The sequence below is a fragment of the Aureibaculum luteum genome, from assembly GCF_003449015.1.
GTDB lineage: Bacteria > Bacteroidota > Bacteroidia > Flavobacteriales > Flavobacteriaceae > Aureibaculum > Aureibaculum luteum.
Genome location: NZ_QRGD01000017.1, coordinates 1 through 13703, shown reverse-complemented (window position 1 = coordinate 13703; position 13703 = coordinate 1). Strand labels below are relative to the sequence as shown.

Genomic DNA, 13703 nt, shown 5'->3' with positions numbered 1-13703 from the left:
GCCGTATACGAGACCCGTATGTACGGTGGTGTGAGGGGTGCACTCCGTCAATTATTGGCGGAGCCATCCACTCGATTATGTGTTTTTATTTATTTCCATTTGGTTCTCATTCCATTCCATTCTTTCCATAACTTTAGATACGCTTCTCGATCATACTTTTCTTCAGGTAAAGTTTTAGGTTTACTTACTTCATAAAAAGTTTGCACTTTATCTACAAACTGTAAAATTTGATTTTTATACCCTTCAAAAGGAATTACCGTTTCTAAGTTTGCTTCCGTAATCAATCTGACCTGTTTATCTTGGTGGATAACCCACCAATTAACTCCTCTTTCTATTGGGTAAACTGTTTCAATAAGTACCATTGGTTCATCTGGTAAATGATTTATATGATGTCCCTCACTAGGTACTAAACATTGTCCTACTTTGTTTTCGGAGGTATGATTAAATTCTAGAGTTCTTAAGAGATGTAAAGCCATGGCGGTCAATGACCACCAATCATCCGGATCAGAAGAATTATCGGCAACAATTTCATTACCTATAGTTACGCGTACTTTTCCGTGAGCACAGAGGTCAAGATTATCTTCGTCATTATAACTTTCCAACCAATGGATTTTCTGCAACTCAATATGAAACATTTTGTTACTCACTTATAAATTCATTTTGACAACGTTTAGTATATGGCAAGTAGGGCAGTAGAAAGCGAAAAACTTTCTAGTTTGCACTGAGCCAAATCGTTGTATTTTGTTTTTATCTTATTCATTTTAAAAGCCAAATCAACGATTTGGCGGTGTTTGTAAATAGTAACGAACTTTCTTAAACCACTGAACGTCCTATTTGCTATATACCGTGTTAGCATCTTTTTTATTTCTTTAAATAATTTCGGCTTTCTCCATTATTCTATTTAACTCCACTTTTGTCTTCTTCAACTCTATATTGTGTAATATTAAGCCAACGATATAGAACCATATGGCAGTTATAGGTATGCCTAATAATACCAGAAAATTTGAACGCAAAATAGCAGTAGCTGACATTATTATCGCAAAAACACTTACGATATAAAGTAAATATTTTCTAGATTCTATAGTCAGAACTATGATTTGCTTTCCGTTATCTGAAATTTTTATTATTCCTTTAATTTGTGGTCTAGCTGTATTGTAATGAACAAGTTTTCTTTCTACTAAGAACTCATTAACACTAAGTTTTCCTTTGTAAGGAGCAGAATGTTTTGAATTGTTTGTTTCAATATTTTCCACTAAAAACTGAAGAAATTTATCAGGGTTGCGAATTTCAGTTTTCCAATTCTTGTATGGCGGATACAGTTTCATTTAATTGACACACAACGGTCTGACTATGTGCCGTTAATTTTCTTTGTTAAAGCAATAAAGTTAATAGATAAATCACAGACCTTTTCGCTTTTAAAATATTTTTTTACGTTGCCCTTGCGTTTCACTAAACAATACCTAATAAGAGCATGAGTTGTTTGAAGAAAAAATGTTTTAAAAGCACTTGCCCAAAACCTAATAAATAAGCCGAAATTAATGACATATAGGTGGTGTTACTTACAGTTTTTTATTCGAGATATTAATTCGGTAGTTTTTTCTTGCCCAACAATACAACCACCACATGTAGAAATCCGAGTTGAATACTTTTTTATTTCCTCTATTCTTGTTTCTATTTCACTTTTTTGAACTGAATTAAAATCAGATAGATGACAATAAAAATATTCTATTGCCATAATTCGGGTAGCTGGGTTTTTACTAAAAAGTAAATATTCACAATTTATAGGGTTGATAATTTCGTCAAATATTTCCCGATTTTTTAAAACTGACATTCCATACCCACATCGATTTCCAAAGACTATTCCGATAAAAGGATTCATTATTTTGTTCAACGTAGTGTCTAATTGTACTTTAAGTTCATCCATAGAACTAGTAGCGTTTTCGAAACCAAATTCTATTGGTTTTACCTTGTCCTTATCATCTATTTCGAAAATTTCAGATAATTTTTCTTTGTATAATTTTCTAATTTTCTTCTTTCTATTCGGAATGGTTGAGCTCAATTCGTAAGCGACAACTTCATTCTTATAGGATAATATTTTATAGTCAAAAGACATATATCCTTTTCCATTACTACCAGATTTTAAAATATAACCAAACCCTAAATCTTTAATTCTATTGTTGTTTACCTCTAGAGTTTTAAAAAGTTCAGATGTAGAAATTTTATAAGCATCAGAAACTTGAGAAATAAATAGAGTATCCATCATTACCCATTCTTTTACCAATTCTGTTCGTTGAGAAAATGAATTCAAATGAATTACTATAATTGTTGTCAATATTAGAATTTTCTTCATTTTTAAATTGTAGGTAACTAAGGTATAAACACATTACGTTTAGCCCCGTTATATTTATTAATGTTTTTTCTTGAATTAAGAAGCTAAAGCGAACAGCACTACAATTGGGTTGGAGTAGGAGTTTTATTTAGCGACTGCCTTTCAAATGTAGCACTAAAATGGCATTAACACTAATGAAAAATTTTTGTAATAAATGTGGTGAAAGTGTAGGATGAAAAACTGTTGTATTTTTACTTGTTTTTTACTCTAGTACTTTGTAAGCTATTGCGTTTTATTCCATTGGTCAATCGTCATAATTTCAGTCAATTCAAGAGTTTCCTTTTTTCCGTCTGAATATACCTTTTCCATTTTCGCTAAACCAATTCCTTTTACATAATAACTGTATTGAGTGTATTCAAATTTTTCTGTTGAATTCACAACTACAGTTTTATAATTTCCTTTTAGTTTAATTGCTTCGTGTTCTTTTCCGAGAATACTGATTTTAGATTTCCCAACATATTCTCTTTCTTTAGAAAATATCGTTTTATACTTTCCATCGTAATTAGTTTCTGCGGTATATTTATAAGGTTCGTTTTTATTCCATCTAAAAACATCCACATCTTTCAGAATGTTATAAACTGGAAGTAAAAGACCTTTTTGGTTTTTAAGATAACTTGTAAATTCGATTACTTCAGTTCCTTTATCAGTAATCTTTTCTTTAAACAGTTCATATTGTCTGAAGTCATTTTCGTATGCTTCAGTAGTCAGAATTTGATTTTTTAAATCAGAAGTTAGTTTCCAATATTGGGTTTTAGTTGGTTCAGATTTACATTCGTATTTATAGACTTTTCCATTAGTCAATTCAGAAATTGGGAAATAATATTCCTTTACTGAACATCCTGTGAAAGTCAGAATTATAATAAATATCAAAATTTGCTTTATGAATCTCATTTTTCAGGTTGTAGCTAAGAATAGTATAAACGTCCCGATAGTTCGGGAGCGTTTAGCCCCGTTATGTTTATTAATGTTTTTTCTTGAATTTAGAAGCTAAAGTGAACAACACTTCAAATGTGTTGGAGTATGGGGTTTTATTTAGCGACAGTCTTTCAAATTTATAAATAAATTGGCAATAATGCAAATGACAAATTTGTGGAATAGTTATGGTGAAAAGTGCAGTGTTTTAAATTAGTGATTTTTACTCGTTTTTACCGTTTTACTTTGGTGTCCTTAGTGCTATTTATTTAAATTTAATACTCTTAAGTATAGACATTGCTTCTTCATAGTGACTTTCGTAACTTGCTTTTAAAGAAGAATAATTATAATTATAATATTCTCCATTATGCTCAAAATACACCTTATATTCTTTATAACTTCTTGATTCGGTTATATAAATATAAGTATCACCAAATTTACTGTTCTCAACTAATTGGAAGTCTTGCGAACTATAATAATTGTCTTTTTTTCGAGCCAAAGCAAACTTTTTGAAACTAGGTTTCTTTTTTAACTGAAATTGAAAAACGGAAACCATGTTATCGAAGTGGTTATTGCCTTTTTTGATAGGAGTATAGCCAACATATCCATGATGTTTAACAGGTCTCCAATTATCTGGTGTATCAACAGTAAAATTTTGAGCGTTAATCCAATCTTGAGCTTCTATAAGGTTTTGAGAATTTATTAAGTTGCGAGTTTCATTACTAACCATTTTTGTAGATTTGCAATTAGACAAAACTAAAGTTAATAAGAGAAGTGTGATTTTTCTCATAAATGGTTTTTTATTAAGTGCAACAATTTTATAATCGTATTGCGTTTATATCTTTTATAGTTAAAGTATCATTCTTGTATTTACGAAGTCAAAAGCAAACAATACGACAAATGAATCGGAGTAATGATTTTATTTAGCGACTACATATTCAAATGTAGTAATTAACTGGTAATAATGCAAATGGGGTATTGCCTTAGAATAAAAATTAAATATGGTCTTTATTGTTCAGTTAACGAATTTTCACTTCTATTTCCTTAACGGCATCTTCTGGTGGTCCAAACCTCATTTTTACATTAGCTCCTTTCATGAACACTACTTTTTCAAGTATTGGTTGTACTGTCTTAAAAAGGGTTTCGGCATTAGACCCATACATATAAAATTCCATCGCTATAATCCATCGCAATTTCATGTCCGTCATATTCGCTCACAGCATTCTTATCTATCAAGGTTCTCAAATCATTTTCCATTTGGTGCAATGGTTTAAGATCTTCTAAACCATATAGAAAATTAATAATTACAGCATGTTCCGTATTATTCGCTTCAATATTTTTTTAAGTATAAAGAGTTTATTAAATATTCTCAAATTAAGTGGTTTTAAATCATGTGTTCAGGTTGTATACAAAGGCTGTACGGTTTTAATAAAGCTACTAACTTTGTTATATACTTTTTAGTCATCAATAAGTTTTAAGTCACAAAACCAGAAGCCCATCGAATTGTTATTATTTTCTTTTTTTGGATTTTTATATTCTCTATAAACCTTATCACCCACCACAAATTTTATAGGGTTATTAAATATAGGACCATCATAACAAAAAGTATGAAACTCTCCATTTTCACCACAAGGGTCAACATTATCAGGTAGATCGTTGATAAAATCGTTATCAATTATCCTTCCAACAAACGAAGCATCCAAAAGTTTTGATTTTATACAAATGACTATGGTTTTAAATCCTAGGTTTAAAAATTCCTCTATAAGCTCTTTAGTATCTCTTTGCCATAGTGGAAAATGACATTTAATATTATATGGGTTTAATTGTTTTTCTCGATAGATTCTGAGATCTTCTAAAAAAATATCTCCAAAGCCACAATGTGTGTAGCCATCAAGTTGTAATTGAGTTACAACCCGTTCCATTTCATTATTATAAACTTCCATAGATGGTTCTTCCGGAAGTTCAATTGTTGTAATAGGAAGTCCAATTTCTTGAGCATGTTTTACTAATAATTCCCGTCTAAGGCCATGCATGGAAACGCGATTATGATGCGTATTTATAGCAGTGACTAATCTATTAATTTGATATCGTTCATCTTTTTTAAGATAATAATAGGCCAATGAAGCATCTTTGCCAGTACTCCAATTAAAGTATGTTTTTAGCTTTTTTACCATTATTTATTTCAAGTCGTTTTACATTTGTTATTTAGTTCTTTATAAGCAGACCACAGAAGCATTGTTATTTTAGGATTTTAAACGTTTTAAGAGAATGTATTAAGTTGGCCATTTCGATATTAAAACGATCTGTTTGGGTAGTTGATGCGGTCAAATTGTAGTAAACACCTTTTTCGTTACTATTTATTAAGAAATTTATAATTTCTAAATTCCCGTTATTCTCACTTGTCGTTTTTGCATGGAAAAAGTATGCTTCTTGATTAAAAATGGTTGTAGAGCCAGAATCTACTATTTCTTTAATCTGCGAATGATTTTGTATTTGATTTAGAAGAAAATTAAATTCAGATTTCAGATCCATGTTACCATTATCACCTTTATACTTTTTAATCAATAAAACATTTTGATACCCTTTTGTATTCGGTTTAGAACTTGCAAATAGACCTAAAATATCTTTATCATTTTCTATATATGGAACTTCAAATTCCCAATTAATGGGCAAGTTTATAGAAAACTCTTTATTTGGGTATTCTACTTTTTGAGTATTGAATTCTTTAGAGAAATTGGAATAATTACTTAAAGTATTCTTATCATTTGAGCAGCTAGTTAAAAAAATAAGTAGAATAAATGGATTAAAATGCTTCATTGTATTTAAAAATATGCAAAAATTATGAAATAAACGCATTGCGTTTAGTCCCGTTATATTTATTTATGTTTTTTCTTGAATTTAGAAGCTAAAGAAACAGCACTTCAATTGGGTTGGAGTAGGAGTTTTATTTAGCGACTGCCTTTCAAATATAATAATTATAAATTCAATGGAAAAATCCGCAGCAATTAATTATAAATGGTGTTGTAGGGTGTTTTTCTTTTTTTGTTTAACACTATAAATTATTCCCACGATTAGTCCAAATAGTCCACCTAAATAACTGAAATTATGCATTGAACCAACTGCGATAAAATTTTCAGTGTCAATTAAATTATCAGGTAACCACCAGTTAACTCCTGTGTCATACAAATAAAATTTCCCATATACGAGTCCAATTAATCCAGTTAAAAAGGCAACAATAACTGTAATTAATAGTGCTTTAATAGTCACTTGAAACATTTGTTTATGGTCTTTATAAATTAAGCCAACCAAACCAAGTATAAATCCGATTAATAAACCAAACCACCAAGTTGCCATAAATCCGACAATAGAAACTTCAAATCTTGGATTAGAAAAAATAGCCTCAGTTTCGAAGTCTATTAGTCCAAATTGGTAAAATTTAAATTTTGTGTAATATTCCGGTGAAATGGTATAAGTTATTTGGTCATGAATAATTCCATAGAGTCCGCCTATTAAAGGTGCCATCAGAATTATCAAAATCAGAATAAGGAATTTCTTCATTGTCATTTTAGTTAATGCCCTACATTGCTTTTGTATATAATTTCATTGCGTGTTTAAACACCTAATTTAGCCGAAGTTTCGGAGCTCGAGCCCAGACGCTCAGGTTACGCAAATAAGTTAGAGCTAGCAATAAATATTATAAGGTGTTGTGATTAGCTTATTACATTATTTCAATTAGTTTGTCAGATAGTTCATCCACGACTTGCTCATTTATAATTGCTTTATCTAAAGTCAATTATTGATTTAAAAGGGTGTTTTTACTGCTTGTGCAACGATTACCGTTGTTGTACGCAGTTTTTTTTAATATTCATTTATTAATTCAGCTAATTTGGTGTTATAAGGATTAAACAATGAAAATTGATATTGATTGTAATCAGCTGTCACAATTCCATAAATTTTATTGAGAGCTCTATTTATTTTGTCCGAGTCGCTTGAATTCAGTTCGTTCATAAGCTCTGAATCCTTTTTAATTTTTTCTAAAATGTCGTTTTTAATGGAAACTAATTTTGAACTAGAAATTAATTCTTCTGTTATATTATTTTCAAGAGGTAAGGCATCTTTGAAATAACTATTTTTTCCAAGAAGAAATGCGAAGCGATAAGTGTAAATTGACCAATTAGTGTTAATGCTTTCAAAATTTTTTAATCTTTCTCCCAGTTCTTCCAATCTTTCTTTAATAATCTGTATTGGTAAATGCCAATTTGCATTTCCTTTAAAGTACGCATCCGATTCTAATTTTATTTCCAATAATATCTCTTTAATAGTAGAATTTATTTCGTATTCAACCGCAGATGTTCTAACAGTTAAATAGTCCATATAATGGTCAATCAAGATGTCCTTTACTTTTGCTTTCCGTTCTTTGTTCTTTATAATTAGCGCAATTATTATCCCAATTACTAAAGTCGAAATAACTCCTAAAAGAGGAATTATTATATCCTTTGTAATTTCATACCAACCTATTGGATTTTCTGTGTTTTCCATTTTCTCAAATTGCGTACAACTAGGGTATAAACACATTACGTTTAGCCCCGTTATATTTATTTATGTTTTCTCTTGAATTAAGAAGCTAAAGCGAACAGCACTTCAATTGGGTTGGAGTAGGGGTTTTATTTAGCGACTGCCTTTCAAATGTAGCTATAAAATGGCATTAAATCAAATTGAAAAATTAAGTAGAAACTGAGGGGAAGTGTAGTGAGAAAAATTAGCCTAAATTGCAGCCTGTAATAAGCTTTTAAAACAGGCTTTTGCAATCGCTAAATCAAGAGTAGCTTACGATCAGAATTACAGAAGTACTTTTTGGTAAATTAAGCAAATTTTACTTGTTTTTTACCACAGTTCTTTGTTGTATGCAGTGCTTTTACTAGCATTATTAGTTAGTCAATTCATTCAATTCATTCAATTTTTCTTTATCATAGTCTGAGATTCCAAACTCTCCTGAAATAATTTCATCTCCATATCTATCCCAAATACTATTAAAACTTGTTCCAATTGACTCAGCAGTCAAATTTCCTTCTGTAAATGACAAAACAGGTCCTTTATGGATTCCACAATAGTTTGACGTAACTATTATTCCATCTTCATTATATTCAGCCATTTCTTGGAATATTTCATAAGCTTTCTCATAGGCAATTTGTTCATTTTCAAAAGCCGTTCCTATTGGATTCTGACAAGCTCCAATTATCATTCTTGGTGTAAGGCCATAATAATATCTATCAAATTTACCTTGATGGTAAGCTTTTAAAATCTTAATCCAATTCATCTTTCCAATTTTCTATAAGTAACATTGTTTTATTATCTGGTTCAGATTCTTTTGTGATTTTCCCAATATCTATCATTACAGGTACTTGTGCAGAAAGACCTGCTAAAATGCAAGTTCCAGTTGGTATAATGGGTAGTGATTCAAAAGACAGTTTGTCTAAATAAGAAACCGTTCTTTCAACTGCTTTTATATCATTATTGTTAATTAACCTATGTAAAAAGAAATTATGAAGCTGTGAAATAATAGTTGCAGAAATATCCGAAGGACGTTGACTTGCAATTGTTAAAAATGTTCCAAATTTTCTTCCTTCTTTAATTATTTCTTCAAATGTTTCTAATCTGTAATCTTTCCAAGTCTCACTTTCTCTTTGGGATGTAGTTGATAAAATATTATGAGCTTCATCAATAATTATATTCAGATACTTTTCTTTTATATTTTCCTCTTTTTTCTTTTCATAAAGCTGTTTGCAAATTAAAAGAGGAAGCATTTTCCTCATTTGAATATTTACATCTCTTAATGAAACTATAGAGATATTCAAAGAAGGAATTTCGTTGCTAATTACAATAACTTTTCTTAAATCATTTATTCTTGGTGGAGTTCTTTTCAATAGTGGAGATAAGTGCTCAATATTTGAAAATCCATTTATAATTTCGTGATGAAATTGAAGAATTATTCTAAGTCTTATCTTTAATAAAGAATCGCTCTGAATTTCATCAAAAGTAATAGTAGATAATAAGTTCTCTAAATATCTAAGAACTTCAGTTTTATTATAGTTATTTGGCTCTATGTAAAATCCGTTTGTAGTTGAATTATAATGTAAATTTTGACGTATTTGACTCAATGTTTCCCAAATATTACTATTTGTTAGACATTCTCCTAGATGTGAAAGAAAATCTATTATAATAGCAATATTAAAATTATCATCTTCTTTGTCAATTATTTTATAAATTGATGATTTAATAAAGTCCAAAAGGTCATCATTATTGATTAGTTGTTCTTCTAAAAATGTACTTTCTAGTGCTCTTTTTAAAAAAGGTTTTTGAGTTTTTTCGGTAGCCTCTAATACTAATGCCCAAAAATTATAATCTGATATTAAGTCTTGAGAAATTGGGAATTTATCTTTTTCAGTTCGTGTGTTTAAGGAATAAATGTTTTTATGAACTTTATCTATTATAACATTGTCATTAATGTATTCTCCATTAAAATCTATAAAAAAGAATTCCGCATTCTCTTTAAATTTAGAGTTTCCAATATATTTTAAAAATAGTTCACGATAAATTTTTGCTAGTGTATAGGATTTTCCACTACCTGTATTTCCAAATATTCCTATGTGACTTGCAAAAAGGTCATTAACTCCAACTTTGATTTCTTGATTGTTTTCGTGAGTTAAAGTACCCAATGTTAATGGGTCATCTTCTTTTTTAACAAAGTTGTGTACATCTTCAAATTCTTGTAAGTCTAAAAGATAACATTCATTGTTTATCAAAGGAAGTTCTTTAATACCTCTTTCAAATCCTCTTTTACTAAAGAAACCTAATAATGAAATCTGTAATACTCGTTTTATTTTCTGTCGTTCACTTGTATAGTTTTTATTGACGAATTTTTTATCTTCAATTATAAATTCGCCTTCAACTTTTCCAATAATTTTAGTAAAGCCTTTTGTTATTTTAACATAGCCATTTACTGAAATATTTCTTAAAAGTTTCCCTTGATAAAGCAGGTGTGCTCCATTTTTTGATTTGTCAACTTCTATTTTAATTGTTCTACCTTCTACAGAAGTTACTTTGCCAACTTTAAAAATTGAATCTTTTTGTAAAATTTCTTTCATATAATCTTAGTTTAAAACTATATCTGCTAGCAAAGGCAAAAGTAAATATTCGTTGAATTTCCTTAAATTAAAACCATCTTCTGGATTTATAAATTCAACATTTGGGAAACTATTAATATCAATTTTGTCGTTTTTAAAGTTGTCAATTATATCATTAGCAGATTTGGTGTAAGAAACTATGAAAATTTTTAATGTTGGATTTGATTTAATTGCACGAATTGTAATTTCTCGAATGTGTTCATCTGCCATTGAGAAGCCCATTACAAAAAGTGCTGAATTTTCTTTTTCTAGTTCATTTGCATAAAGCCTTAACATCTCATAATAATTCTTATTAAAAGTAGTGTCTTTAAACTTGTCTTTTGTAGGATTTACTATTTGAAGTTTTTCATAAGATTTTATAAAATCAGTAACAATCTGAATAGGAGTTATTTTAGTGACTTCATCTACAATTTCATTAATTGTTAAATTTCTTGTGTCAGTACTCCATTTAGTATCATTCAGTGTTTTAACATCTAATAAAGAAATTTTTGATATTTCATCAGTAACTTCTTTTAAAATATTAAGGTTTGAGAAATTTATATTTCCTTTATTCATTTCCCAAGTAACAGAACCGTGAATTTTCAACAAGTTAAAAACTGGTATTTCTGAAATGTTATCGTAATGTAAACTTTTTTGATAGAAAGACTTTTTAAAATTACTTAAGCTAAATTTTTTATTAAAAATCCCATTAAACCCGTCATTGAATTGTAAGTCTAAATCTTCTAGTAGCTTTTCTATGAATATATCAATGTTGGTTGTAAATAAATTTATCTGCTTATTTACAGTATTACTTCTTCTTTCATATAAAATATGATTGAGAGTCTTAAAAAAGTCTTTATAAGCCTTGTATGTATTATTTAGTTTCTCTTCTGCTGTTGTTTCATTTGTTTCAAACTCATCAATATCAATTTGTGCATTTTTAATGTCAATATTGGCTTTCATAGCAATATCAAAATATGCTTTGTAAAGAGTTGCTTTTACAAGAAAATAATTATCATCTGTTATTGCTTTGGAAATTCTCAAATCTTCAAGTCCTTCAAGCCAAGTTTCAATGTTACCTAATGTTCCAAAAAACGGAGTTGATAAACCCGAACCAATTAAGAAATTTATATTGCAATCTTGAAATATGTTTTTTTGATGATTTAATTCTTTTTCTTTTATTCAGGTTGGTTTTTTTTGCATTGCATACAACTAGGGTATAAACACATTACGTTTAGGCCCGTTATATTTATTAATGTTTTTTCTTGAATTAAGAAGCTAAAGCGAACAGCACTTCAATTGGGTTGGAGTAGGGGTTTTATTTAGCGACTGCCTTTCAAATGTAGCATTAAAATTTCAATTACACAAATGAAAATCAAGGAGGTAAGTGCAATGCGTTTTTTAGTTTAATCGTACTATAGAACGCACTCGTAAACTACTTTACAATAAATAAAAATATTAAATGTTAAAAATACAGTTATTATTAATATGATTTTCTACATTTGTAATGCATCGTGTGTGAGGTTATAACATTACTGAAAAGTGAATTAGAATTTTAACCGCGGTTTTTAAGGCAATCTTTAAACAAATGAATATGAAAAAGAAGCTATTGGTAAGCAGCATGTTAATGGGTTTTATATTACTGATTTTTAGTAACTGTGCGGAAGATTCTAACAATAAATTTAATACCAACAAGCCTGACGAAGAAGAGGAGCAAGAACCTGTTGTTGATAATCCTGATCCTGTTGTTGTAGATGCTCGGCTACCTGCTGATGTAGATTCAACGTACACCATAACATTTGAAGACAATTTTAACCAAGCGGCTGGTACCTTACCAGATGCTAATAAGTGGCAGAGTAAGCTTCCTTGGGGGCCAGCAGTTATTATAAATAAAGAACGTCAGTATTATACCGACGTGCTAAATGGTGATACAAATGCACCTAACCCTTTTAATTTTGACGGAGAGCACCTCATTATTACCGCTGGCTTAAATTCTGCTGAGCAAGTCACTGCTACGGGACAAGATTATTACTCCGGTGTATTATCTGGTGCCCAATCTACACCATACCGCGATGGTTATATAGAAGCTAAGATTTGGTTTGAACCAGATGTGGCTGGGTTTTGGGGAGCATTTTGGTTGTTACACCGCTATTACGACTATCCTAATGATACAGGTGCAAATGGTATCAGTAGAACGGAGATAGACTGGGAGTTTGTACGTGGGCCTGGTGGAGAGTTTTTGGGTGGCCCTTATGCTACTGACCGTGCAACCATGGCGTATCACTATGAGGATGGTCAATGGTCCATATCTAGATCTGGGTATAGAGGGAAAGACAACGTTCCCGTTAGCTCAGTACAGTGCGATGGCACCGTTTTAAATCAGAATAATGGTATAGGGCCTGCAACACTGCCTGATGGTGCAGACTTTGCAGGTGCATGGCATAGATATGGTGTTTGGAAAACCGATAATTTTATAAAATGGTATTTAGACGGTGTAATGGTTGCCAGTGTTTGTGATCCGGCAATTGTGAGTCAGCTTGAAATGTACCCTATTATCAACATGGCTGTTGGTGGTAACTATCCTGGTCCGCCAGATGCCGCTGATTACCCTACCTCTATGCTTGTAGATTATATATGCGTATGGCAACCCAAATCTTAATAAGATAATACGTTTTTATTTGGTTTACGTACCCGTTTTTTGTGCGGTGCTTATTCTTTTCTAATCCAATATTGAGTTCTGCCAAAAACGGAAAACCCGAGAAACCCTCTTATTTTTAGTTTATTAGCATTGATAAGCTTTAAATAACAGCTGTAGGTTTCTCCATTTTCAGGATCCATAATAGTACCCCCTTTAAACTCATTACCCACTTTTTTAATATTTTCGATAATCACTAATCCAACTATGGGTTTGTTCTTATTGGTTCCTTTACAAGATTTGCAAACGGCGTTATTATCTCCATTAAACCTTTTTACTATTTTGGCAAAATAGAGGTTGTCTTTTTGATAAATTTCAATGAGTGCTTTCTTTTCTTTGGTGTTATCATCATAGGTTTCCCATTGTCCAATAATAGATTGCCCATTAACGGTGATGCTTACCAGCAGCATTAAAAATATACGTAAATAGTTCATGGTCTGTAACTGTTTAAATTGTTTTGTGTACTACTTAAGTTAGCATTTATAAATATAGTTATAAATTTAAGTATAGAAACAGAAAGAACAAAAGAGTGGAGTAAGGTCAT

Annotated in this window: 15 protein-coding genes; 1 reads left to right on the top strand and 14 read right to left on the bottom strand. The window is 30.3% G+C overall.

The genetic code is table 11. The annotated features are described in order from the left end of the window. Positions 1-89: 89 nt before the first annotated feature. The 13 genes from D3P13_RS21470 to D3P13_RS21405 form a co-directional block, all read right to left on the bottom strand. Entirely contained in the window at positions 90-647 is a 558-nt protein-coding gene (locus tag D3P13_RS21470) for a hypothetical protein (RefSeq protein WP_157973000.1), read from the bottom strand. Positions 648-869: 222 nt separating this feature from the next. Beyond that, positions 870-1325: a hypothetical protein gene (locus D3P13_RS21465; RefSeq protein ID WP_117885720.1), complete on the bottom strand. Its 456-nt coding sequence runs from the start codon at positions 1323-1325 to the stop codon at positions 870-872. A 230-nt stretch (positions 1326-1555) separates the two neighbouring features. Continuing rightward, a complete protein-coding gene (locus D3P13_RS21460) occupies positions 1556-2350 on the bottom strand; it encodes a hypothetical protein (protein WP_232829266.1) in 795 nt (264 codons plus the stop codon). Positions 2351-2611: 261 nt separating this feature from the next. After that, positions 2612-3280: a hypothetical protein gene (locus D3P13_RS21455; protein ID WP_117885718.1), complete on the bottom strand. Its 669-nt coding sequence runs from the start codon at positions 3278-3280 to the stop codon at positions 2612-2614. 286 nt (positions 3281-3566) lie between these two features. Continuing rightward, on the bottom strand, positions 3567-4091 hold the full coding sequence (locus D3P13_RS21450; protein ID WP_157972999.1) for a hypothetical protein: 525 nt from the start codon (positions 4089-4091) through the stop codon (positions 3567-3569). A 229-nt stretch (positions 4092-4320) separates the two neighbouring features. Then, positions 4321-4509 carry a hypothetical protein gene (locus D3P13_RS21445; protein ID WP_117885714.1) on the bottom strand — a complete coding sequence of 63 codons (189 nt, stop codon included), beginning with the start codon at positions 4507-4509 and terminating at the stop codon, positions 4321-4323. Between the two features lie 249 nt (positions 4510-4758). Then, positions 4759-5475: a Dph6-related ATP pyrophosphatase gene (locus D3P13_RS21440; RefSeq protein WP_117885712.1), complete on the bottom strand. Its 717-nt coding sequence runs from the start codon at positions 5473-5475 to the stop codon at positions 4759-4761. Between the two features lie 64 nt (positions 5476-5539). Next, entirely contained in the window at positions 5540-6118 is a 579-nt protein-coding gene (locus tag D3P13_RS21435) for a hypothetical protein (RefSeq protein WP_117885710.1), read from the bottom strand. 192 nt (positions 6119-6310) lie between these two features. Continuing rightward, positions 6311-6859 (bottom strand): hypothetical protein, encoded by a 549-nt coding sequence (locus tag D3P13_RS21430; protein ID WP_117885724.1) that lies wholly within the window; start codon positions 6857-6859, stop codon positions 6311-6313. 300 nt (positions 6860-7159) lie between these two features. Further along, a complete protein-coding gene (locus D3P13_RS21425; RefSeq protein WP_117885708.1) occupies positions 7160-7840 on the bottom strand; it encodes a hypothetical protein in 681 nt (226 codons plus the stop codon). Between the two features lie 388 nt (positions 7841-8228). After that, on the bottom strand, positions 8229-8618 hold the full coding sequence (locus D3P13_RS21415) for a hypothetical protein (RefSeq protein ID WP_117885706.1): 390 nt from the start codon (positions 8616-8618) through the stop codon (positions 8229-8231). After that, positions 8605-10446 carry an ATP-binding protein gene (locus tag D3P13_RS21410; protein WP_117885704.1) on the bottom strand — a complete coding sequence of 614 codons (1842 nt, stop codon included), beginning with the start codon at positions 10444-10446 and terminating at the stop codon, positions 8605-8607. The genes D3P13_RS21415 and D3P13_RS21410 overlap by 14 nt, the downstream gene beginning before the upstream one ends. Before the next feature lie 6 nt (positions 10447-10452). Further along, positions 10453-11508 (bottom strand): hypothetical protein, encoded by a 1056-nt coding sequence (locus D3P13_RS21405; RefSeq protein ID WP_117885702.1) that lies wholly within the window; start codon positions 11506-11508, stop codon positions 10453-10455. Positions 11509-12058: 550 nt separating this feature from the next. On the opposite strand from D3P13_RS21405, the gene D3P13_RS21400 reads away from it, so the two are divergent. Continuing rightward, positions 12059-13123, top strand: a complete 1065-nt coding sequence (locus D3P13_RS21400; RefSeq protein ID WP_157972998.1) for a glycoside hydrolase family 16 protein — start codon at positions 12059-12061, stop codon at positions 13121-13123. A gap of 50 nt (positions 13124-13173) precedes the next feature. Here the strand turns inward: D3P13_RS21400 and D3P13_RS21395 are convergent, their stop codons facing one another. Next, positions 13174-13593: a DUF2147 domain-containing protein gene (locus D3P13_RS21395; RefSeq protein ID WP_117885698.1), complete on the bottom strand. Its 420-nt coding sequence runs from the start codon at positions 13591-13593 to the stop codon at positions 13174-13176. Between the last annotated feature and the right edge of the window lie 110 nt (positions 13594-13703).